This window comes from Nocardioides sp. J54, from assembly GCF_000519005.1.
In the GTDB taxonomy this organism is placed as follows: Bacteria; Actinomycetota; Actinomycetes; order Propionibacteriales; family Nocardioidaceae; genus Nocardioides.
This window is the reverse complement of record NZ_JAER01000057.1, coordinates 1-22248: the sequence shown is the minus strand read 5'-3', so window position 1 is coordinate 22248 and position 22248 is coordinate 1. Positions and strand designations below refer to the sequence as shown.

General features: G+C 73.2%; 17 protein-coding genes. 12 read left to right on the top strand and 5 right to left on the bottom strand.

Annotation, left to right across the window (positions count from 1 at the left end; all coding sequences use genetic code 11):
- Positions 1–233 (top strand): hypothetical protein (locus NOCJ54_RS30410; protein ID WP_232221856.1); only part of this gene is annotated, 233 nt, incomplete at its 5' end.
- 38 nt (positions 234–271) lie between these two features.
- On the opposite strand, the gene NOCJ54_RS0121660 is transcribed toward NOCJ54_RS30410, so the two are convergent.
- Positions 272–2533 (bottom strand): immune inhibitor A domain-containing protein, encoded by a 2262-nt coding sequence (locus NOCJ54_RS0121660; RefSeq protein ID WP_028657146.1) that lies wholly within the window; start codon positions 2531–2533, stop codon positions 272–274.
- A gap of 310 nt (positions 2534–2843) precedes the next feature.
- Here NOCJ54_RS0121660 and NOCJ54_RS0121655 point away from each other — a divergent pair, with 310 nt between their 5' ends.
- On the top strand, positions 2844–3152 hold the full coding sequence (locus tag NOCJ54_RS0121655) for an MGMT family protein (protein WP_028657145.1): 309 nt from the start codon (positions 2844–2846) through the stop codon (positions 3150–3152).
- 4 nt (positions 3153–3156) lie between these two features.
- Here NOCJ54_RS0121655 and tpx read toward each other — a convergent pair whose 3' ends face one another.
- Complete coding sequence (tpx, locus tag NOCJ54_RS0121650) at positions 3157–3648, bottom strand: thiol peroxidase (RefSeq protein WP_028657144.1); 492 nt, start codon at positions 3646–3648, stop codon at positions 3157–3159.
- 67 nt (positions 3649–3715) lie between these two features.
- Positions 3716–6229: an SCO7613 C-terminal domain-containing membrane protein gene (locus NOCJ54_RS0121645; RefSeq protein WP_028657143.1), complete on the bottom strand. Its 2514-nt coding sequence runs from the start codon at positions 6227–6229 to the stop codon at positions 3716–3718.
- Positions 6230–7515: 1286 nt separating this feature from the next.
- Here NOCJ54_RS0121645 and NOCJ54_RS0121640 point away from each other — a divergent pair.
- The 5 genes from NOCJ54_RS0121640 (at position 7516) to NOCJ54_RS0121620 (ending at position 16774) form a co-directional block, all read left to right on the top strand.
- Positions 7516–7920 (top strand): cupin domain-containing protein, encoded by a 405-nt coding sequence (locus NOCJ54_RS0121640; protein WP_028657142.1) that lies wholly within the window; start codon positions 7516–7518, stop codon positions 7918–7920.
- Positions 7921–8017: 97 nt separating this feature from the next.
- Positions 8018–11263: an ATP-dependent helicase gene (locus NOCJ54_RS27570; protein ID WP_051486260.1), complete on the top strand. Its 3246-nt coding sequence runs from the start codon at positions 8018–8020 to the stop codon at positions 11261–11263.
- Positions 11260–14484, top strand: a complete 3225-nt coding sequence (locus NOCJ54_RS0121630) for an ATP-dependent DNA helicase (RefSeq protein ID WP_051486259.1) — start codon at positions 11260–11262, stop codon at positions 14482–14484. The genes NOCJ54_RS27570 and NOCJ54_RS0121630 overlap by 4 nt, the downstream gene beginning before the upstream one ends.
- A gap of 32 nt (positions 14485–14516) precedes the next feature.
- Entirely contained in the window at positions 14517–15428 is a 912-nt protein-coding gene (gene nudC, locus NOCJ54_RS0121625) for an NAD(+) diphosphatase (RefSeq protein WP_028657140.1), read from the top strand.
- Positions 15429–15508: 80 nt separating this feature from the next.
- A complete protein-coding gene (locus tag NOCJ54_RS0121620) occupies positions 15509–16774 on the top strand; it encodes a hypothetical protein (RefSeq protein ID WP_028657139.1) in 1266 nt (421 codons plus the stop codon).
- Here the strand turns inward: NOCJ54_RS0121620 and NOCJ54_RS0121615 are convergent.
- Complete coding sequence (locus NOCJ54_RS0121615; protein ID WP_028657138.1) at positions 16764–17012, bottom strand: mycoredoxin; 249 nt, start codon at positions 17010–17012, stop codon at positions 16764–16766. The genes NOCJ54_RS0121620 and NOCJ54_RS0121615 overlap by 11 nt on opposite strands.
- 75 nt (positions 17013–17087) lie before the next feature.
- On the opposite strand from NOCJ54_RS0121615, the gene NOCJ54_RS0121610 reads away from it, so the two are divergent.
- The 5 genes from NOCJ54_RS0121610 (at position 17088) to NOCJ54_RS30090 (ending at position 20668) form a co-directional block, all read left to right on the top strand.
- Positions 17088–19166: an ATP-dependent DNA helicase UvrD2 gene (locus tag NOCJ54_RS0121610; protein ID WP_028657137.1), complete on the top strand. Its 2079-nt coding sequence runs from the start codon at positions 17088–17090 to the stop codon at positions 19164–19166.
- A gap of 184 nt (positions 19167–19350) precedes the next feature.
- Entirely contained in the window at positions 19351–19641 is a 291-nt protein-coding gene (locus tag NOCJ54_RS0121605; protein WP_157515002.1) for a hypothetical protein, read from the top strand.
- A 151-nt stretch (positions 19642–19792) separates the two neighbouring features.
- Positions 19793–20068 carry a WhiB family transcriptional regulator gene (locus NOCJ54_RS0121600; RefSeq protein ID WP_028657135.1) on the top strand — a complete coding sequence of 92 codons (276 nt, stop codon included), beginning with the start codon at positions 19793–19795 and terminating at the stop codon, positions 20066–20068.
- A gap of 70 nt (positions 20069–20138) precedes the next feature.
- Positions 20139–20306 carry a hypothetical protein gene (locus NOCJ54_RS30095; protein ID WP_186449988.1) on the top strand — a complete coding sequence of 56 codons (168 nt, stop codon included), beginning with the start codon at positions 20139–20141 and terminating at the stop codon, positions 20304–20306.
- A 197-nt stretch (positions 20307–20503) separates the two neighbouring features.
- Positions 20504–20668, top strand: a complete 165-nt coding sequence (locus tag NOCJ54_RS30090; RefSeq protein WP_186449989.1) for a hypothetical protein — start codon at positions 20504–20506, stop codon at positions 20666–20668.
- Between the two features lie 31 nt (positions 20669–20699).
- On the opposite strand, the gene NOCJ54_RS29690 is transcribed toward NOCJ54_RS30090, so the two are convergent.
- Positions 20700–21578: a hypothetical protein gene (locus tag NOCJ54_RS29690; protein WP_157515001.1), complete on the bottom strand. Its 879-nt coding sequence runs from the start codon at positions 21576–21578 to the stop codon at positions 20700–20702.
- Positions 21579–22248: the final 670 nt, after the last annotated feature.

Below are 22248 nucleotides of genomic sequence, written 5' to 3'. Positions count from 1 at the left end.
CCGACGGCACCCCCGTCACCGCAGCGCAGGCCAAGCAGATCATCGCCCAGCAGTGGACCGTCCCACCCGAGGTGCGCTCGCGCCGCCGCAGCAAGAAGGCGGGGAAGGCCCCTCACCAAGCCCCAGCGGGGCATGCAAAGCCAGACACCCAACGGCGTCGGCACACGAGGCGACCTTCCCCACCAACGATCCTGACAACCGGCATCGACGACGTCAAACAACCCGCCACTTGACGCCTGATCCCCAATAGGGAATCAGCCGAACCGGTGCGTCACGGGTTGGTGACGTGGACGGTGATCGTGCCGTCCTTCTTCTCGTTGAGCACCCGCGCCTTCACGCCCGCTCCGACGACCTTCACCGAGTTCCACGGGTTGGTCTCGGCCCAGTAGCGGTCCGGGTCGGAGTCGTCGAAGGTCGCGATCCCCTTGGCGCTCGGGGCACAGGCCTCCAGCGTCTCGACGTCGTCACCGGACGCCACCTGCTTGTGCAGGCACACCGCGTCGGTGCGCGACTTCGAGAAGGTGGCGTCGAACGGCTCGCGCCGGTTCGTCGGGCTGGTGCCGTCCGGGAAGGTCAGCGAGTCCGGCCGGACGTCGACCGGCAGGGCGTAGCCCTCGCCGACGTGCTTGCTGGTGTTGTTGTCGGCGTAGGCCAGGTCGACCAGCCACACGAGCATGCCGTTCTGGTACGGGAACTGCTCGACCCAGTCCGGCCGGGTGTAGGCCTCGCTGAAGTTGTACGGCCCGACCTCGAGGGTCTCGTCGTAGCCGACGTACTGACGGTTCTCGATCAGGTAGTAGCGCGGGGTCACCTTGGTGTCCGTGCCGGTCGAGATCGTGAAGCCGTCCGCGGTCCAGCCGTTGTCGCCGTCCTCGGCGCCGTCGGTGAAGGTCGTGCCGTCCGCCGTCACCGCGATGTTGTCGATGAACGCGCCGGCCTCGTTGAGCCCGCCGTCGGTGTTGTAGCGGAACCGCAGGATCGACTCCTGGCCGCCGGCGTCGTAGGACCAGCTGTGGCTCGCCCAGTCGGAGAAGCCGTCGATCTTGTCCAGCGTCGTCCAGCTGGAGCCACCGTCGAGGGAGTACTCCACGAACAGGAAGTCGTAGCTCTTCTCGATCTGGTTCCAGATGTCCGCGCCGACCTCGACCGTCGTCGCCGCCGGCACCGTGCGGGTCAGCGTGTTGACGAGGCTGTCGCCGCGACCGGACCACCACGCGTGCTCGCCCTCGGGCGGCGTCGTGTACTCCCGGATGGTCGTCTTGTCCGGCAGGTTCACCTTGATGGCCTGGTCGTGGCCCTTCATCGTCTTCTGCGACGGGCTCAGCTTGAACGCACCCTCCTCGCCGGCGTCCACCTCGGTGTAGTCCAGCCAGCCGAGGAAGAGCTTCTCCTCGGGACCGAAGCCGCCGGGCGTGGTGCCGATCGAGCCGTCGGCGCGGCCCAGCCACGACCCGGACGACATGACCGTCCAGAAGCCGGTGCCGTTCTCGCCGCCCGCGGTGTCGTAGAAGTCCGGCAGCTCGAGGTCGTGCCCGTACTCGTGGACGAACACGCCCAGGCCGCCGTTCTCGGGCTCGACGGTGTAGTCGCCGATGAAGTACCTCGACTCGCCGACCTGGGTGCCGCCGTACAGGTTCTCGGAGTCGCCGACCGTCGGGCCGGTCTGGCCGTACTGGTCGCCGTTGACGTACCAGCGGTGCGACCAGATGGCGTCGTCACCGGCGCCGGCCTCCTCGCCACCGCCGGCGTGCACGGCCTGGAAGTGGTCGATGTAGCCGTCGGGCTCGTTGAAGTCGCCGTCGTTGTCGTAGTCGTAGCGGTCCCACACGTCGAACTGCGAGAGGTACTCGTCGACCTGCTCCGGCGTCTTGCCCGACGCGAGCTGGTCCTCGTACCACGCGTTCGCGGTGTCGGCGATGAACGCCCACGAGCCGCCGTCGTCCTCGACCTCGTTGTCGCCGTAGCTGGACGCGTTGCCCGGGACGGTCACCCAGTCCTCGGTCGTCACCGTGACGTCGTAGCGGCCGGAGGAGGCCTCCTTGTAGAAGTCGCGGAACGACTCGCCCTCGCCGTTGAACATCTCGTCGAAGTGGGCCTTGCTGAAGTCCTCGACCCAGTACGTCGAGTTGTCCTCGGTGCGATCGGGCTCGGGGATCTCGTTGTGCAGTGGCCCGGGCTCGGTGCCGTAGGCCGGGTTCGCCTCCGTGCCGAATTCCGCGAGCATCGTGAGCACCTTGTCGGTCCGGTCGACGGGGAACTCGACGTACTTGTTCTTGCGCAGCTTCACGACCGCGCCGCCGTCGGCCTGCTGGGTGAGCTTCGCGTTGCCGTTCTCGAGCAGCTCGAGGGCCTTGCGCATCTCGGCCCGCTGCTCCCTGGTCTTCGGGCCGGGGCGGTCGTGCTTCTTGGCGTGGGCCGCGGCCTGCCGGACCGGCCCGTCGTCCGGCGAGTCCGCCTCAGCCGGCTGGATGACGGCGCCGCCCAGGGCGAGCGCCGCGGCGCCGGCGACGACGCCGGATGCCAGTTTCTTCAAGATGACCTCCGAGATAGGTGCAGGTGGACGTTTGCGTGTCCGCGTGGCACCTCACACGAAAATCGACGGCCGGCGCAAGGGATCTGCACAAAACTGAGGCAAACCGGTCGGCCGTAGCGACATCGCCGGCAGCCGTCCCGGCCGCCCCGTGCGTAACCCGACGCGGGCGCACGTCGTTGTCCCAGACGATCGCAGCCGCGACTTCTCGGGCTGCTGCGGATCGTTTCCACGAGCGTTTGCCGCACCGAGGGAGCACCTGAGAGCCCCGTCCGGCCGGGCGGGGCTCTCGGCGTCCCCGGGCCGGTGTTGGATGTCCCTCGTGGACGAGGGGTACGTCGAGTCGGTGCTCGAGGTCGTCGAGCAGGTGCCGGCCGGCCGGGTCACGACGTACGGCGCCGTGGCGGCCGTCGTCGGAGGCGGGCCGCGCCAGGTCGGCTCGGTGATGGCCAGGCACGGCGGCCCGGTGCCGTGGTGGCGGGTGGTCCGTGCGGACGGCTCGCTCCCCGCCAGCCACGACGACCGGGCTCGCGCTGCCTACCTGGCCGAGGGCACGCCGCTGCGCGGCAACGGCGGTCTCGACATGTCGCGGGCCTTCTGGGACCCCGCGACGGGGGACTGACGGGTCAGCCCAGGGCCTTGATGGCCGCGTCGTAGTCGGGCTCGTTCGCGATCTCGGACACGAGCTCGGTGTGGAGCACCTTGCCGTCGGCGTCGACGACGACGATCGAGCGGGCGAAGAGGCCCTCGAGCTTGCCGTCGGTGAGCCGGACGCCGTAATCGTCGCCGAAGGTCGACCGGAAGGCCGAGCCGACCTTGACGTTCTCGATGCCCTCGGCGCCGCAGAAGCGGTTGAGCGCCGGCGGCAGGTCCTGTGAGACGCACAGGACGGTGGTGTTCTCGAGGCTCGTGGCGAGCTCGTTGAACTTCCGCACGCTCGCGGCGCAGGTGCCGGTGTCGATGCTCGGGAAGATGTTCAGAACGGTGCGCTGGCCCTCGGGCAGGGAGACCGGGCCGAAGTCGGCGCCGACCAGCTCGACGGACGGGGCAGCAGCGCCGACGGCCGGGAGCTCGCCGACGGTGTGGACGGGGTTGCCCCCGAGTGCAGTGGTAGCCATGCCCTGATGTCTAGCAGGTCGCCCTGTGGGGTGGGTCACCGGAGTCACAGGGTGGGCACCAGTCCGGTCAGCGCAACCGGCCGAGGAAGCCGACCGCCGTGCGGAGCTCCAGCAGGCGCCGCTCCCACGTGATGCCGACGACGGTCAGCAGCGCCCCGGCGAGGCCGATCCAGACCCACTTCGGGACGTCGCCCGCGTAGGGCCCGAGCTCGCGGAGCACGATCGCCGCGCCGACGCTCGCACCGACCAGCAGCGGGGCGCTCCAGCGCATCGCGGCGCCGGCGACGGTGAGGGCCAGGCAGGCCGCGCCGAGGAGCAGCGCCCGCAGCGACACCGGGTCGCCGAGCGCCCACAGCAGGGTCGGGACGGTGGCGAGCACCAGGCCGGGCAGCAGTGCCTCGGTGGAGCCGACGTCGGGGGAGCGGTGCATCCTCCACGCGCCGAGCGCGAGCAGGGCTGCGGCCAGCGGCAGCGTGTACGCCTCCGGCTCCCGCACCTCGAGGTCGGCGAGGCGCACCCACGTCGCGAGCATCAGCAGCGCGGCGCCGAGCCACGCGACCTGCCGACGGGACTCGTTCACCAGCGCGGTGGCGCAGGCGAGGAAGCCGGCGACGGCCAGCCACAGGGCGAGCAGCCCGCCGAGGTCGTAGGTCGCGGAGAGGGAGATCGGCAGCGTGACGACCGCCGCCGCGACCGCGGTCAGCTCCACCTCGGTCCGCGGCAGGGCGACGGCCGCGATGCCCACGGCCAGCAGCACCGGGACCGCGACCCACGTGTCGCCGCCGTCGAAGGAGTGCACCAGCCCGGTGACGGCCAGGGCGAGGAGCGGGGTGAACGCGAGGCCGCCGACCACCTTGGTGCCGCCGCGACCGAGCAGGGCGACCGTCAGGGCGAACGCCGCGCCGAGCCCGGCAGCGACCACGGTCAGCGGGGCGCTCGGGATCGCGACGACCCCCGCGCCGGTGGCGACGACCAACGCCCCCACGACGCCCTCAGTGCTGCGGAACGCCGCGCTGGCCGCCGCGGTCAGCAGCAGCACCGCGACCGGCAGGGCCAGCTGCACGTCGTACGACGCGAGCGTGGTGGCGGCGCCGACGCCGGCCACGACGACGGCCGGTGCCAGCCAGCCGCGGAGGGCCGTGCGGTCGCGGTCGGTCACCAGCAGGGCGACGAACGCGAGCACCACCAGCAGCGACGGGACGAGGAGCAGCGGCTCGGTCTGGGGGGACCGGCCGTCGACGACGACGTCGAAGGTGCTGGCGAACGGCTGGGTGTACTCACCCCAGCGGACGACGGCGATGCTGCCGGTCAGCAGCGCGAGCCCGCACAGCACGAGGCTGCCGGCACCCGCCGGGGCGATGGCGATCGGGCGGACCCGGCGGGGGAGGAGCGCGAGGGCGGCGACCCAGGCGGCGGTCGCGACGAGGGCGACCAGGCCGAACGTGGTGGCGTCGGTGTCGATGCTCGGCAGCGTGACCACACCGGTGACGACCATCGCCGCGGCGCTCGCGCCGGCGAGGCCGAGCTGCTCGTTGCGGAGCAGGGCGCCGGGGACCAGCATCGCGGCCGCCGTGACGAGGAGCGACCAGCCGGAGCCGTCGGACCAGAGCTGGTGGAGGTCGGGCTCGTAGAGCGCGTCGGTCGCGGCGATCGAGGCGGAGCCGACCCAGGAGAGACCGCCGGCGACGGTGACCGACCACTGGAGCGGGACGAGGTCGGTGGCGCGGCCGAGCAGGATCGCCGCGATCGCGACGACGGTGATGGCGTGGCCGGCGAGGAGGTGGTGCTCGGTGATGTCGACGAGCCCCGCGTAGGCGACAGTCAGGCCGATGCCGGCGATCACCTGGGGCGCTACCAGCCGCGGCTGGCTGCCGACCCGGACGAGGGCGAGGAGAACGGACGCGACGGCGACGGTCAGGCCGGCCACCACGCTGGTCCCGCCGCCGGTGTCGTCGCCGAGCCAGCCGGCCGCCCCGGCACCGTACACGTCGAGCGCCAGGAGGCCGAGGGCGACCACGACCAGCGACTCACCTGCGATCCGGAGACCGGTGCGGTGCAGAAGCAGGGCGGACGCGCCGGCCGTGAGGGTGAAGCCACCGAGGACGGCCGTCCGGCCGCCGACGCCGAGGGTCGACCACGAGACGGCCAGGAAGATGACCGCGGCCACGAGCAGGCAGAACGCGCCGAGGCCGAGGAGGATCTTCGGCACCGACGCGAACGAGACACCACCTGCGCCCGGGGCGGGCTGCGGGGTGGAGGGGTACGGCGACAACGGTGGAGCCGGTGGAGCCGAGACTGCCCGCTTCTGGGTGGGGTCGGTGGCCGGCGGGACGACCGGGCCGCCGAGGCTCGAGACCTTCGTCGCCGCCGGAGCCGTCGCGGCCACCGGGGTCGGCCGGTCGTGGAACGCCGCGCTCGCGCGGCGGAGGTCGGAGACGAGCCCGTCCGCCCGCTGCAGGGTGCGGAAGAGGTCGACGGCGATGGGGTGCCGGACGAGCAGCTCGCACGAGGGGCAGACCGGCGCCCCGGCCGGCAGCGGCGAGCGACAGTCAGGGCACTGGGACGGGTCGGCGTAGCGCATGGCTCCATTCCGTCAGCCCCTGCTCATCGAGGCCATGGTCGAAGGACTCACCGGGGGTGAGTACCTGTACTCACCGGTGGTGAGGTGGCCCGGCTGGGGCTGGTCGGGTGGCTGGTCGGGGTGTGGCTGGTGTGCTGGGTGGCGGCGGTGTGGCTGGTGGCTGGTCGGTGGATGGGCGCCTGCGGCGCCTGCCGTCCGGTTCCCCTGGCCGGCTGCAGAGCGGGACTACGCCGACGCGGGGTCTGCCGGGCGACGGGTTGTCGGGCGCGCGCCGGCTGCGTCCCGACTTGCCGGCCAGGGGACCGGTCGTCCGGCGCCTCCGGCGCCCACCCGCCGTGTGGTCGCTGGGTCTTGTTGGGGTTGGTCGTGGGGTTGGTGTGGCGGGTCGGTGCGGCGGGTGGATGGGCGCCTGCGGCGCCTCCCGCCCGGTTCCCCTGGCCGGCTGCAGAGCGGGACTTCGCCGGCGCGGACTCTGGTGCGCGCAGGGAGTGTGTGGGGCGCGCCGGCTGCGTCCCGACTTGCCGGCCAAGGGACCGGTCGTCCGGCGCCTCCGACGCCCACCCACTCCCGGATGGCGAAGGGTGGTGATCGCGCTCGCGTTCTGTGCCACGAGCTGTCGGCTTGCCGCCATGCCAGGGGCCGGCCTACGGGAGACAACCGCGGCGCGGCAGCGCGGCGGGAGCGGAGCGACAGCAGCTTGCTGCCGCCGCCGGAGCGGAGACGCGCTCGCGTTCTGTGCCACGAGCTGTCGGCTTGCCGCCATGCCAGGGGCCGGCCTACGGGAGACAACCGCNGCGCGGCAGCGCGGCGGGAGCGGAGCGACAGCAGCTTGCTGCCGCCGCCGGAGCGGAGACGCGCTCGCGCAAGTCAAAAAGGCGAAGGGCCCTCGTGAGTATGAGTCACAAGGGCCCTTCAAGGTGACCGGTACTGGTGACGCTCCCGGTCGACCCGTCGGCAGCCCTGATCCCGCGAGCCTCGTCACCCGGCTCGCGCGGCCGGCGTCCCTTGCGGGCCGCCTCGACGCTGCCCCGGAGGGCTTCGTCATGGCCGTGCGGATCGTTGCCTTCCGGCGGATCCCGCTCTCCCGAAGGAGTGCGTGGGAGAAGTTCTACGCCCGTTCGGGGACGCGTGGCAAGGGGGTTTCGCCAGGTTTTTCGGGGGTTTTTCGTCGTCCACCGCCGGTCGGCGTGTCGTCCACACGCGGTCGGAGTGTCGTCCACAGCGAGAACCGGTTCATCCCCAGATCTGTCCACCGCCTGTGGATAACGGGTCGGCAGACTGGGGGCATGGATCGACCGCCGCTCGCCGTACGCCACGACCTCCAGCCGCACCCGGAGGGTGGGTGGTACCGACAGACCTGGGTGGCGGGGGAGACGGTGACCCTGCCGGACGGGCGGGTGCGGCCGACGGCGACGCTGATCTACTTCCTGCTGCCGGCGGGGGAGTCGTCGGCGTGGCACCGGGTGCGCTCGGACGAGGTGTGGCTCGGGCACGAGGGCACGGTGGTCGTGGAGCTCGGCGGCAGCGGTGACGTACCGGAACCGGGCGAGCGGCTGGTGGTCGGGCCGGACGAGCCGCAGGGGTTGGTGCCGGCGGGGGTATGGCAGCGGACGCTGGTGTCGGAGGCGGACGCGCTGGTCAGCTGCCTGGTGTCGCCGGGCTTCGACTTCGAGGACTTCGAGCTCGCCTGAGCTGGTCGGCCTGCCCTGTGCCGGGCTGTGCCGGGCTGTGTCGGGCTGAGTCGGGCTGAGTCGGGTTGTGTCGGGCGGGGGTGGTTGAGTGGCGCCCGTGGAGCAGGGGAGCCAGACCAGGTACGTCCTCCGGGCGGGGGCGCCGGCCGGGCCTGCCCCGGAGCTCGACGAGCACCAGTGCCGCGTCGTGGAGCACGAGGGCGGGCCGCTGCTCGTGCTCGCGGGCCCGGGCACCGGCAAGACCACCACCCTGGTCGAGGCGGTCGTCGACCGGATCGAGCGGCGGGGTGCGAGCCCGGACCAGGTGCTGGCGCTGACGTTCTCCCGCAAGGCGGCCGACCAGCTGCGCGACCGGGTGAGCGCGCGGCTGGGGCGCACGACCGGACAGCAGCTGAGCTCGACCTTCCACTCCTTCGCCTACGCGCTGGTGCGCCGCTACGCTCCGGCCGAGCTCTACGAGGCCCCGCTGCGCCTGCTGTCCGCGCCCGAGCAGGACGTCGTGCTGCGGGAGCTGCTGGCCGACCACCCGGAGTCGGTGACGTGGCCGGAGCGATTCAGGCAGGCGACGGCGACGCGCGGGTTCGCGCGCGAGGTGCACGCGGTGCTGGGGCGGGCCCGGGAGAAGGGGCTCGACGGGCACGCGCTGCGTGAGCTGGGGGAGGCCGAAGGCGTCGACGAGTACGTCGCGGCCGGGCTCTTCCTCGAGCAGTACCTCGACTCCCTCGACAGCCTCGGCGCGACCGACTACGCCGACCTGATCCGGCGGGCGCGGATCGAGGCCGAGGAGCACCGCGACGAGCTGCGGGCGCAGTTCCAGCACGTCTTCGTCGACGAGTACCAGGACACCGACCCGGGCCAGGTGGCCCTGCTGCGGGCGATCGCCGGCGACGGCCGCAACATCGTCGCGGTGGGCGACCCGCACCAGTCGATCTACGCCTTCCGCGGCGCCGAGGTGCGCGGGATCCTCGAGTTCCCGACCGCCTTCGCGCAGGCCGACGGCTCACCGGCCGACGTCGTCGCACTGCGGACCACGCGGCGCTTCGGCCCGCGCATCCTGCTCGCCTCGCAGCGGGTGGCGGGCCGGATCGGGCTGCCCGGCACCATCCCCGAGCAGGCGCGCGAGTCCTTCCTCGCGCCGACCTGCGCGCCGGGCCCGTACGGCGACGGCCGGGTCGACGTGCTCACCTTCGACACCGACCGGGCCGAGTCGGAGAACCTCGCCGACATCCTGCGCCGCGCCCACCTCGAGGAGGGCATCGGCTGGGACGAGATGGCCGTGCTGGTGCGCTCGGGGCGGGCGAGCATCGGACCGCTGCGCCGCGCCCTGGGGGCGGCCGGGGTCCCTGTCGAGGTGGCCAGCGACGAGGTGCCGCTGGTGCGGGACCCCGCGGTGCTGCCGCTGCTCGAGGCGATGCGGGCCGTGGTCAACCTCGGCAACGACGACCACACCGACGTGGGCTACGTCGACCCCGGTCGCGCCGAAGGGCTGCTGACCGGGCCGCTGGGCGGCCTCGACGCGGGTGACGTGCGGCGGCTCGCACGGCAGCTGCGGATGCGCGAGAAGGACGCCTGCCAGGAGACCGGCGGCACGCCGCGCAGCTCGCGCGACCTCGTCCGCCTCGCCCTCGTCGACGTGACCCACCTCGACGGGCTGACCGGCCCGGAGGTCGAGCGGGCGCGGGCGCTGGCCCAGCTGCTCGCGCGGGCACGGGCTGCAGTCGACGAGGGCGCGACGGCCGAGGAGCTGCTGTGGACGCTGTGGTCCGGCACGTCGTGGCCGCACCGGCTGCGTCGGGCCGTCGAGGCCGGCGGCGGTGCGGCGCGGCGGGCGCACCGCGACCTCGACTCGATCTGCGCGCTCTTCGACCTCGCGGCACGGGCCGGTGAGAAGCGCGAGCACCTCGCGGTGACGCCGTTCCTCGAGAGCCTGGTCCAGCAGGAGATCCCGGCCGACACCCTGGCCGACCGCGGCGCCCGCGGGGCGGCGGTGCGGCTGCTGACGGCGCACCGGAGCAAGGGGCTGGAGTGGCGGCTCGTCGTGGTCGCGCACGTGCAGGACGGCGGGTGGCCGGACCTGCGGCGCCGCACGACGCTGCTGCAGGCCGACCGGATCGGTCCGGGCGAGATCCTGCCCGAGGTCACCGCGCGCGAGCTGCTCGCCGAGGAGCGGCGGCTGTTCTACGTCGCGTGCACGCGCGCCCGCCAGCGGCTGGTCATCACGGCCGTCGCCTCGCCGGACGACGAGGGCGAGCAGCCCTCGCGGTTCATCGAGGAGGTCGTGCCGAGCGTCGACGCCATCCGGCGGATCAGCGGACGCCCGCCCCGTCCGCTGTCCCTGCCCGGGCTGGTGGCCGAGCTGCGTCGTACGGTTGCCGACCCCGAGGCCCCCGAGCCGCTCCGGGCCGCGGCCGCGCGCCGGCTGGCCCGGCTGGCCGGCGAGGTGGTCGGCAGGCGGCAGCTGGTGCCGACGGCCGATCCCGCCACGTGGTGGGGCACGCGGGCCGCGTCCCGCTCGGAGGCGCCGATCCGGGAGGCCGACCGGCCGGTGCCGATCTCGGCGAGCATCCTCGACGCGATCGCCGCGTGCCCGACCCGCTGGTTCCTCGAGAAGGAAGCCGGCGGCGTCGCCCGCTCGCACCAGTCGGCCAACCTCGGCCAGCTCGTGCACGCGCTCGCCGAGCGGGTGGCCGACGGCAGCGTCGAGGCCGACCTCGACGTCCTCGTGGCCGAGGTCGACCGGGTGTGGGACCGCCTCGACTTCCGCACCCCGTGGTCCAAGGAGCGCGAGCACAAGCGGGTCCGCGCGGCGCTGGCGCGCTTCCTGGCCTGGCACGAGCGCAACCCGCGCCGGCTCCTGGCCACCGAGGCGAAGTTCGCCACCGTGGTCGCGATGGACGACGGCACCGAGATCAAGATCAACGGGTACGCCGACCGCGTCGAGCTCGATGGCGACGGCCGCGTCGTCGTGGTCGACCTCAAGACCGGCCGCGGCAAGCCCAGCGGACCGGCGGTGCGCGACCACGTGCAGCTCGCGCTCTACCAGTACGCCGTCGACGAGGGCGCCCTCGACGACCCGGAGCAGGGCCTCGAGGGGCTGCGGTCCGGCGGGGCGGAGCTGATCCAGCTCGGCCTCGAGGACGGCTCGGACGACGCGACCCGCCAGGAGCAGGACGTGCACACCCCGGACGGCCCCGAGCGGACCGCACTGCGCGCCCGGATCGCGCACGTCGCGCGGCTGCTGCGCGAGGAGACCTTCCCGGCGACCGCCGGCGACCACTGCCGCGACTGCGGGTTCGTCGCGCTGTGCCCGGTCAAGAGCCCCGGATCGGTGGTGGAGCGATGACCCGGCCGGACCACGGCATCCACACGCCGGAGGACCTGCAGGCCGCGATGCAGGCCAGGTTCCCGCCGAGCCCCGAGCAGTGGCGCGCGATCACCGCGCCGCTCTCGCCCGTGGTCGTCATCGCGGGCGCCGGGTCGGGCAAGACCACGCTGATGGCGGCGCGGGTCGTCTACCTCGTGCTGACCGGTCAGGTCCGGCCCGAGGAGGTGCTCGGCCTGACCTTCACCACCAAGGCGGCAGCCGAGCTGCGGCAGCGGGTCCGTGGGGCGCTGACCGCCGCGGGCGTCCTCGACGTGCGCCGCCCGCCGGGCGGGGCCCCGGACGAGGAGGAGGTGCTCGAGCCGACGGTCGCGACCTACAACGCCTACGCCGCCGGTCTGCTCACCGACCACGGCCTGCGGATCGGCCACGAGCCCGACACCCGGGTGATCACCGACGCGGCCCGCTACCAGCTCGGCGCCCGCGCGGTGGACCGCTACGACGGCGCGGTCGCCAAGCTGTCCGACCACCCGCCGACGGTGATCCAGAACCTCCTCGCCCTCGACGGCGCGATGAGCGAGCACCTGGTCGGCCCCGAGGACGTGCTCGCGTTCGACGACGCCGAGCGCAAGGCGTTCCAGCGGGCCCTGCTCGAGGAGAAGGCCGGCAAGGACCGCAAGACCTACACCGGCGCGGTCGAGAGCGCGATCGACGTGATCGACAAGCGCGCCGAGCTGCTGGGCCTCGTGGCGTCGTACCGACGGTTGAAGCGGGACCTGGGGCTGATGGACTTCAGCGACCAGATCGCGCTCGCCGCGCGGCTCGCCGTCGAGCAGCCCGACGTGGGGAAGGTCGAGCGCGGGCGGTTCAAGGTGGTGCTCCTCGACGAGTACCAGGACACCTCGGTCGCGCAGGCCACGATGCTCGCCCGGCTCTTCGGCGAGGGCCACCCGGTGATGGCGGTCGGTGACCCCAACCAGGCGATCTACGGCTGGCGCGGTGCCTCGGTCTCCAACATCATCAACTTCCCCGAGGTGTTCCCCGCGGCCGACGGCCGCCCGGTGCCGGTGCTGCCGCTGACGGTCAACCGGCGCTCGGACACCCGGATCCTCGACGTCGCCAACGCCCTGGCGAAGCCGCTCATGGAGAAGTACGGCGACAAGGTCGCCGAGCTCAAGCACGGCTCGAAGGAGCCGGGGTCGGTGGGCGTGAAGGTCTTCGAGACCCACCGCGACGAGCTCGCGTGGCTGGTCGACCAGGTCAGGGCGACCCACGACGCCGGGACGCCGTGGTCGCAGATCGCGGTGCTCAGCCGCGACAACCAGCACGGCGAGGCGGTCTTCGACGCCCTCGCCGGCGCCGACGTGCCGGTGGAGATCGTCGGCCTGTCCGGCTTGGTCCGGCTGCCGGAGGTCGCGACCGTCGTCGCGACCCTCAAGCTGGTGCAGGACGTCACCGACAACGAGTCGCTCTTGGCGCTGCTCGCCGGACCGCGGTGGGCGGTCGGCCCGCGCGACCTGCGGCTGCTCGGGCAGCGCGCGCTGGAGCTGGCCGGTCGCGGGGGGCGCGGCGAGACGGCGGCGACCATCCACGAGCAGCTGGTCGAGATCGCCGACGGCATCGATCCGGCCGAGGTCCCGTGCCTCGACGACGCGCTGGCCGACCCCGGGGAGGCGGCGTACTCGCCCGAGGCGCTCGAGCGGTTCGCCCTCCTCCGCGACGAGCTGCGCACGCTCCGTGCCGCGGTCGGGGAGCCGCTGCTCGACCTGGTCCGCCGGATCATCGACGTCACCGGCGTCGACGTCGAGCTCGCGTCGTCGGTGAGCAAGGCGGCGGCGGCCCGCCGGGAGAACCTCGACCTCTTCGTCAAGGCGGTCGCCGACTTCCAGGCCGTCGACGGCGACGTCACGCTGCCGGCGCTCATCGCGTGGCTCACCGCGGAGGACGAGGCCGGCAACGGCCTCGAAGTCGCCACCCCGTCCGAGGCCGACTCGGTGAAGCTGCTGACCGTGCACCGCTCCAAGGGCCTGGAGTGGGCGACGGTCTTCTGCGTCGGGGTGGGGGAGAGCCGCTTCCCCAGCACGCGGGGCAGGTCGCTGTGGCCGACCTCGCCGTGCGTGCTGCCGGCGCCGCTGCGCGGTGACGCGGCCGACCTGCCGCAGCTGCGCGGCCACGACAAGCCCGCGCTCGAGGCCTACCGCGCCGAGACCCGCAAGCACGAGGCGGAGGAAGAGCTGCGCCTCGGCTACGTCGCGTTCACCCGCCCGGCGCACACCCTGTGGGTGACCTCGTTCCTGTGGGGGCAGCGCAAGAAGCCGTTCGGCCCGTCCTCCTTCCAGGAGACGATCAAGGAGCTGTGCGAGGGGTGGGGCGAGCCGGTCGAGTGGCTCGAGAAGCCCGAGAACGGCACGCCCAACCCGCTCGACGCCGAGGACCCGTCCCGGCCGTGGCCGGTCGAGGGCGTCGGGGCGGAGACCGTCCGCCGCCTGGAGGCTGCGGCCCGCGTGCGCGCCGCCGTCCCGTCCGGTCCGGCGGGCAGCGACGAGCAGGACGAGGGCCTCGACCTCGTCGACGCTGCCCGGGTCGAGGAGTGGGACCAGGAGATCGACCGGCTGCTGGCCGAGGCCCGCGCCGACCGGTCGCTGGAGATCGAGGTCCCACTGCCGTCGTCGCTGTCGGCGACCGCGCTCGGCCGGCTGCGCGACGACCCCGACGGGTTCGCCCGCGAGCTGGCCCGTCCGATGCCGCGCCCGCCGGCCCCGGCTGCCCGGTTCGGCACCCGCTTCCACGCCTGGGTCCAGGCCCGCTTCGGCCAGCAGGGGCTGTTCGAGCCCGACGAGCTCGAGGGCCGCGCCGACGCCGGGATCGACGACGACAGCGACCTCAAGGAGCTGATCAACCGGTTCGAGGCCGGGCCGTTCGCGACCCGCGAGCCGACGGCCGTGGAGGCGCCGTTCGCGCTGGTGCTGACCGGTCCCGGCGGCGGGCGCCAGGTCGTCCGCGGCCGGATCGACGCGGTCTACACCGAGCCCGACGGGTCCTTCCTCGTCGTGGACTGGAAGACCAACGCCCGCCAGGACGCCGACCCGCTCCAGCTCGCGCTCTACCGCCTGGCCTGGGCCGAGCTGCAGGGCGTCCCGCTCGAGCAGGTCCGTGCCGCCTTCCACTACGTCCGCACCGGCGACACGGTCGTGCACGACGGGCTGCCCGACCGGGCGGGCATCGAGGACCTGCTGGCGTGAGCGGGCGTGGCGTCACGTCCTAGGCTCGTGGTGTGACGTTCCCGCACCTCTCGCTCGTGGCGGACCCGCACGACCGCCTCGGGCTGCTGCGCACCGACGAGGCCTGGCTGCAGGAGCGCTGGGCGGACCCGGCCAGCCGCGTCCTGGTCATCTCCGGCACCCGGGTGAAGCCCGGCCCGGACGGCCTGGAGTGGGTCCCGACCGCGGACGCGCCGGACGGAGTACGCGTGCTGCTGGGCGACCGCGGCGGCACCACGTGGTGGGCCGTGATCGTCGGGGGAGAGGTCGCGAAAGTGGAGCCGGACCGGTGGCTGCCGCTGCGCGGGCTGCTGCCCCACCTCACCGGGGACGCGGTCGCGCACGCGCCGCTGGTCTTCCACGCCATCGGCCTGGCCGAGTGGCACTGGGCGACCCGGTTCTGCCCGCGCTGCGGCGGCGGGCTCGCGCCGCGTGCGGCCGGCCACGAGCTGGTCTGCACCGACTGCGGCAAGCCGCAGTTCCCGCGCTCGGACCCGGCGGTGATCATGCTCATCGCCCACGGCGAGCCGGGAGCGCCCGACGAGCGCTGCCTGCTCGGGCGCGGCGCGACGTGGCCGGCGGGCCGGTTCAGCACCCTGGCCGGCTTCTGCGAGCCGGGGGAGGCGCTGGAGGACGCGGTGCGCCGCGAGGTGCACGAGGAGACCGGTGTCGTCGTCGGCGACGTGACCTACTTCGGCAACCAGCCGTGGCCGTTGCCGTCGAGCCTGATGCTCGGCTTCCAGGGGCGTGCGCTCACCGAGGAGATCCGCCTCGACGACGACGACGTCGAGGACGCGCGCTGGTTCACCCGCGAGGAGATGCGCCGCAAGGCGGAGTCCGGGTCGCTGGTGCTGCCGGGCGGGGTCTCGATCAGCCGCTCGCTCGTCGAGGACTGGTACGGCGGCCCTCTGCCCGGCTCCTGGTGAGCGTCCCGGCCGCGGTCGGAGGCTGATCAGGGACACGCGTCCCTGTCATCCGGGACGCCGGGCCCGCGAGGCTCGTCGGCATGTCCCTGCACCGCATCGCGTCCCTGCTGTCCCTCACCGCGCTCGCCGCGGCCTCGGTCCTGCCCGCCGTCCCGGCGTCCGCGGCGCCCGAGCCGGCCTCCACCACCGTCACCGCTGCCACCGGGTCGATCGTCCTCGTCCGCGGTCACAACGTCTGGCTCACCCGGCCCGACGGCACCGGTGCCCGGGCGGTGACCGGGGACGGGACCGCCGCGTCGCCGTACGAGCACCCGACGATGTCGGACTCCGGGGTGATCGCGGTCCGCAAGGGCAGCACGTTCGTGCGGATGCGCCAGGACGGTACCGTGCTCAACCGGATGACGCCGCGCAACCTGTTCCTCCGTGACAGCGACACGGTCAGCATCACCCCGGTCCTCGACCCCGAGATCTCGCCGGACGGCACGAAGATCGCCTACAGCCAGGTCCGGCTGCAGAGCTACAGCGGCCGCCTCGTCAGCGAGGCCCTCACCGGGGTCACCGACGCGACGGGCTGGGTCGGGCCCGACCGGTACGGCATCGTCGAGGGCTGGCAGCCCAGCTGGGTGACGAAGAGCCGGCTGGTGCTGAACGTCGACGGCGACGTCCACCTCGCCGACCTCGGGAAGCGCGACGTCGCGTGGTTCCGCTCCGGCGACCTCTTCGGCCGTTACATCGAGCTCGGCCAGCCGGAGGTGTCCCGCGACGGCACCCGCGTCCTGTTCGGGGCCTCGGACCACGGCGTCGTCATGAAGACGAGCGTGGGCGACCCGCGGACGGGGACCCCCGCCCCGCCGACCGCGACGCCGGACTGCGCGATCACGCCTGACGAGGGGGAGGTGGGAGCCGTCGACCCGTCGTTCGGGCCGGACGGGGACTCCGCTGCCTACAGCGAGGACGGCGACCTGTGGGTGGTCCGCGGCCTGGCGGCCTGCGGCCCGGGGACGACGATCACCCGCATCGTCGCCGGCGGCAGCCAGCCGGACTGGTCGCCGGCGCCGCTCTCCGCGCCGCGGCGCACGTTCACCCTCGCCCGGGTGCCGAAGGTGACCGGCAAGGCCGTCGTCGGCAAGCGGCTGCGCGCCTCCGCGGGGACGTGGAGCCCGTCCCCGGCCCGCGTGGCCTATACCTGGCTGCGCAACGGCAAGGTCGTCAAGGGACGCACCACGGCGACGTACCAGGTCGGGCGCGCCGACCGGGGCAAGAAGATCAAGGTCCGGGTCACCGTCCGCCGCAGCGGGTACGTCGCCCGGACGGCCACCTCGAAGGCGGTGCGCGTCAGGCGCTGAGCTGCTCGAGCTTGGCCTTGACCTGGGCGACGCTCGGGTTCGTCTGGGCGGTCCCGTCGCTGTAGACCAGCGTCGGGACCGTCTGGTTGCCGTTGTTGGCGGACTCCACGATGGCCGCTGCGTCCGGCTGCTGCTCGATGTCGACCATCTCGTAGGAGATGCCCTCACGGTCGAGCTGGCTCTTCAGCCGCTTGCAGTAGCCGCACCACGGGGTGGTGTACATCGTGAAGGAGCTCATCGAAGTGTCGCCTCCGGCGTCTAGGGTCGTTCTCTCGACCACTCAACCATCCTGCTGAAGGAGTTGTTCCACCGCATGCCCGCCACCGACCCCATCGAACGGCTGCTCTCCGCCCTCGACCCCGAGCAGCGACAGGTGGCGGAGACGCTGCGGGGACCGGTGCGGGTGCTCGCCGGGGCCGGGACCGGCAAGACCCGGGCGATCACCCACCGCATCGCGCACGGGGTGCACACGGGTGTCTACGCACCGACCGAGGTGCTGGCGGTCACGTTCACGACCCGGGCGGCCGGTGAGCTGCGGCAGCGGCTGCGCCAGCTCGGCGCGCCGGGCGTCCAGGCGCGGACCTTCCACAGCGCCGCGCTGCGCCAGCTGCGCTACTTCTGGCCGCACGTGCACGGCACCGAGCTGCCCGAGCTGACCGAGTCGAAGCTCGGCATGCTCGCCGCGGCCTGCCGCCACATCGGCATCCGCGCCGAGCAGGCACAGCTGCGCGACCTCGCCTCCGAGATCGAGTGGGGCAAGGTCAGCAACGTCCGCCCGGAGGGCTACGCCGCCATCGCCGAGCGCAACGGCCGCGGCGTCGACGGGCTCACCCACGCCGACGTCGCCCGCGCCTTCGAGGCCTACGAGGACGTCAAGCGCGAGCAGGGCCGCATGGACATGGAGGACGTGCTGCTCCTGACCGCCGGGCTGCTCGACTCCGACGAGCGGGTCGCCGCCCAGGTGCGCCGGCAGTACAAGTGGTTCGTCGTCGACGAGTTCCAGGACGTCTCGCCGCTGCAGTCGGCGCTGCTCGACCTGTGGCTCGGCGGCCGCGACGAGCTGTGCGTGGTCGGCGACCCGGCACAGACGATCTACTCCTTCGCGGGCGCGGACGCGTCGTACCTCCGCGACTTCCCGAAGAAGTACCCCGGCACCACCTCGATCGAGCTGGTCCGCAACTACCGCTCCACGCCGCAGGTCGTCGAGCAGTCCAACAAGCTGCTCGCCGGCACGCCGAGCGCGGGGGTCGAGCTGCGCTCGCAGCAGCCGTCGGGCTCGACCGTGCGCTACGTCGGGGAGCCCGACGAGGTCGCCGAGGCCCGCAGCGTCGCCGACCGGGTGGCGAAGCTGCACCGCGCCGGCACGCCGTACGGCGAGATGGCGATCCTGTTCCGCATCAACGCCCAGTCGGAGACGTTCGAGGACGCGCTGACCGACCGCGGCATCCCCTACGTCGTGCGCGGTGCCGCCCGCTTCTTCGACCGTCGGGAGGTGCGCGAGGCGGTCACCCGGCTGCGCGGTGCCGCCCGCTCCGGCGAGGCCGACGGGCAGCCGTGGGTCACCGTCGTGCGTGGCGTGCTCGGCGGGATGGGCTGGACGGCCGAGCCGCCGACCGCGCGCGGGCAGGCCCGCGACCGCTGGGAGTCGCTGCAGGCGCTGGTCGACCTGGCCGACGACTTCGCGACCGAGCGCGGCGTCGAGGCGTCGGTCTCCGCCTTCGTCGAGGACCTCGACCGGCGCGCGACCGAGCAGCACGCCCCGACCGCCGACGGCGTCACGCTGGCGACCTTCCACGCGGCGAAGGGCCTGGAGTGGGACGCGGTGTTCTGCTGCGGCGTGCAGGACGGCACCGTGCCAATCACCTACGCCAGCCAGGAAGGCGCACCCGCCGGTGCGGTGGAGGAGGAACGGCGGCTGCTCTACGTCGGGATGACCCGTGCCCGCAAGGAGCTGATGGTGTCGTGGGCCGCGGCACGCAACCCCGGCCAGGCGCCGCGGCGCCAGCCGTCGCGCTTCCTGGTCCCGCTGCTGCCCGCCTCGCAGCAGCCGCAGGCCACCCGCGGACGCAGCCGCGTCGCGCGCTGCCGCGACTGCCTGCAGCCGCTGGCGACGGCGGCGGAGAAGAAGCGCGGCCGGTGTGCGCACCACCCGACCCGTTACGACGAGGAGCTCTTCGACCGGCTCAAGGCGTGGCGCCTCGAGACCGCCAGGGAGGCGGGGGAGGACGGCAAGCCGCTGCCGGCGTACGTCGTCTTCACCGACGCCACGCTCGAGCTGATCGCGGAGCAGAAGCCAACGACGCTCACGGCCCTGGCCAAGGTCAACGGGGTGGGCCCGAACAAGATCGAGAGGTACGGCCAGGCGGTGCTCGACCTCGTCGCCGAGGCCTGATCAGGTGTCTTTCCGGGGCGTTTTCCGGGCCGCTTCGAGGTCCCTCGAAAAAAGTTCGGAAAAACCCCGATAAATCATTTGCACCGCCAGATCAAGGACCGTTACGGTCGTCAGGCAACATCAGCTAGCGCACCACGGCCCTGGCAAGGCCGGCGCACGATTGGCACCGAAGGAGGTGGCCCTCATGGAGAACATCACGATGATCCCGATGACCGACGTCAACGCTCTCGCGCTGACCGCGTCTGCCTGCGCCACCTCTGCCCTCGCGACCCTTGCGGTCCAGGGCATTGCCGTGCGTCCCGCCGCCGCTTGGGCGGTCGAGGGCACCCGTGTGCCGTTTGCCGACGTGTACGCCGTCGCCGCCATCGCGGCTGACGTGCAGTCCGTCAAGCGGGACCGCGCCGGCGAGATGGGGCACCGCGGCTTCACGACCGCAGTCGTCCCGGGTTCACCAGCCTGGAGTCATCCGAACTGATCTGACATCAGCTCGGCAGCCTCCAGGCCGCGGAACCCGAAACCGGGATCCGCGGCCTTCTTGTTTCTCACGACCTGAGGAGCGAAGGCCCCCGGATCCCTCCTGAGGAACCGACCAACGCGATCAGGTCAACAAGAGGAGGTGAAAGCTGATGACGACCAGTGTTCTCGAGCCGACGCTGGACGAGCTGCTGCCTTGTCGTCTCAACGACGCCGAGCTGTGGTTCGCCGAGTCACCGTCGGACGTCGAGTCCGCCAAGGCCCTCTGCAAGGAGTGCCCGGTCCAGGAGATGTGCCTGGCCGGCGCGCTCGAGCGGCGCGAGCCGTGGGGCGTGTGGGGTGGCGAGCTGTTCCTGGCCGGCGTGGTGATCCCGCGCAAGCGGCCGCGGGGCCGCCCGCGCAAGGACGCCACCGTCACCGCCGCGTGACCGGCACCGGGCCTACCGAGCAACGACCAACCAACAAGAACTTCCAGACCTTCTGAGAAAAGAGAGACCCATGAACGGGAACATCAGTGAAGACCTGGCGCGTGCGCACATGGCCGCGCGCCTGGGAGAGGCGCACCAGCTGCGCGAGGCCCACCGTGTGGCCCGCGCCCGCCGCTTGAGCCGCAAGGCCGAGCGTGCCGCGCAGCAGGCTCGTCTCGCACTCGCTCGCGCACTCTGAATCCAGGCCGGGGTCCCGCCACGGACCCCGCCGGCGAGACGGACGTCATCGCCACTGTCCTCCTCGGAGGCACACCTGATCGCGGGTGAGTAGAAGGGCCGGGACCGACCACCGTCGGTCCCGGCCCTTCGCATCTTTTCGGTCACGACCTGCCGTCGCCCGGGCTGGGGCGTGCACCCTGCTCCTACGCTGGAGAGGTGAGCGTCACCTGTGACTACTGCGGCCGACGCGCCCCGGGCGACGAACCGCCGCTGACCTGGACCTCCGCGGTCGAGCGGGGGCGGGTCCGCCGGTTCTGTGACGAGTGCTCACGCACCCACCTGCGCTCGATGGAGGCGAAGCTCGACAGCGAGTGGTGGTGACGGCACTCTCGCTGCGGGTGCCGGCGGTGGGTCAGCCGAGCAACGCCGGCTCGTCCCACGCACAGCCGCACTCGGGATGCCGGCCCCAGCGCACCTCCAGCGGCCCGGAGGCCGCCCCGAGGTCGAAGGTCGTCGACCACGTGCTCGGCTCGTCCCCCTCCACGTAGCGGGCCAGGTCGCGCACCGCCCACGCCAGCACCATCGTGTCGAGGACCGGGTCCAGCGGCGGCGGTCGTTCGACGGCTCCCCGGGCGGCCTGCGCCAGCAGCAACGGCCGGCGCGCGTCGTGCAGGCTCTCGTGCGCGTCCACGCACCGCACGCAGGCCGTCTGCCCCGGCTCCACGAACGGACCGACTCGCCGCCCGCCGGCATCGCCGGTGACCAGGAGGTGCGGCACGGCGTCGCGCACCAGCGGGTCGAGGAGCTCCCGGTCCACCGGCCCGCTGGTCACGACGAGGTGCACCGCGGGAAGGTCGCCGTCGCTGGCACGACGCAGCCCAGCGCGGGTGAGCAGCGGCTCGACGAGCAGGGTGGTGGCGGGGTCCGCCCGCACCGCCACCGGTGCGGCCCCGTGCACCTCCAGCCGCCGCTCCGCGTCCTGGCCGAACTGGGCGCGCAGGACCTGGAGGGCAGGGTCCGGCAGCTCATCTGCTGGGACGGCGACGACCAGCCCTGCTGCACGCAGCCGGTCCAGCTGCGCCACCTGGGCCGGCGAGCGCTCGGCGTCGACCTGGGGAACGCCGGAAGGGCGCGTGAGGGCGTCGAGGAGGCACTGCACCTCCGGCTCGTCGGGCACCAGCACCCGCGGGCCGTCGAGCCCGACCTGCAGCACCCCGGGCTCCCTCGCCATCACCGGCGTGGCCGGGCGCAGGACGAGCCGCTCGCCGCCTTCGCTGCCTGTTGCTGGCATGTCCAGCAGGGTCGCACTCCTCGGCTGGAGCTGCTGGAGGCTGTCCACAGGCCGCTGGTCTGGGCGGCCGCGCACCGTAGCCGACCGGCCCCCGGCGTCAAGGACGTCGCTGCGCTCCGCCGCTACGCGGTCGCTTCGCGATCCTTGACTCCGGGGCCCTGTCGGTCGGCTTTCCGGCGCGGTTGCCGGCACGGACTGCGTCCGCGCCGCCCTGTGTTGATGGCGCGAGCGCGTCGCCTGTCGAGGGCGGCGCGCGGGCACTCGCTGCGCTCGGCCCGCACTTGCCCTCGACGCGCCTTCGGCGCGGGCGCCGCGCTGCCGCGCGCGCAGTTGACTTCGGTAGGTGGTTGCGTTGGCCAGGCGGCAAGCCTTGGGTTCGCATCGCCTTGCTCCCGGTGGTTGAGGTGTGAGGCCGCCCGCGGCCGAGCCTCGAAACCTCCGGGCCGTGATGGTGGACTGTGACGGGCACAGTCCGGTGGACCGGGGCCACTGGTTTCGAGGCTCGGCGCTGGGGCGCCTCGCACCTCAACCAGCGGCGTTGCGGGCGCCGCGCTGCCGCGCGCGCAGTTGGCTGGGGTAGGTGGTGGGGTCCGTCTGGCGGCAAGCCTTGGGTTCGCTTCGCCTTGCTCCCGGTGGTTGAGGTGTGAGGCCGCCCGCGGCCGAGCCTCGA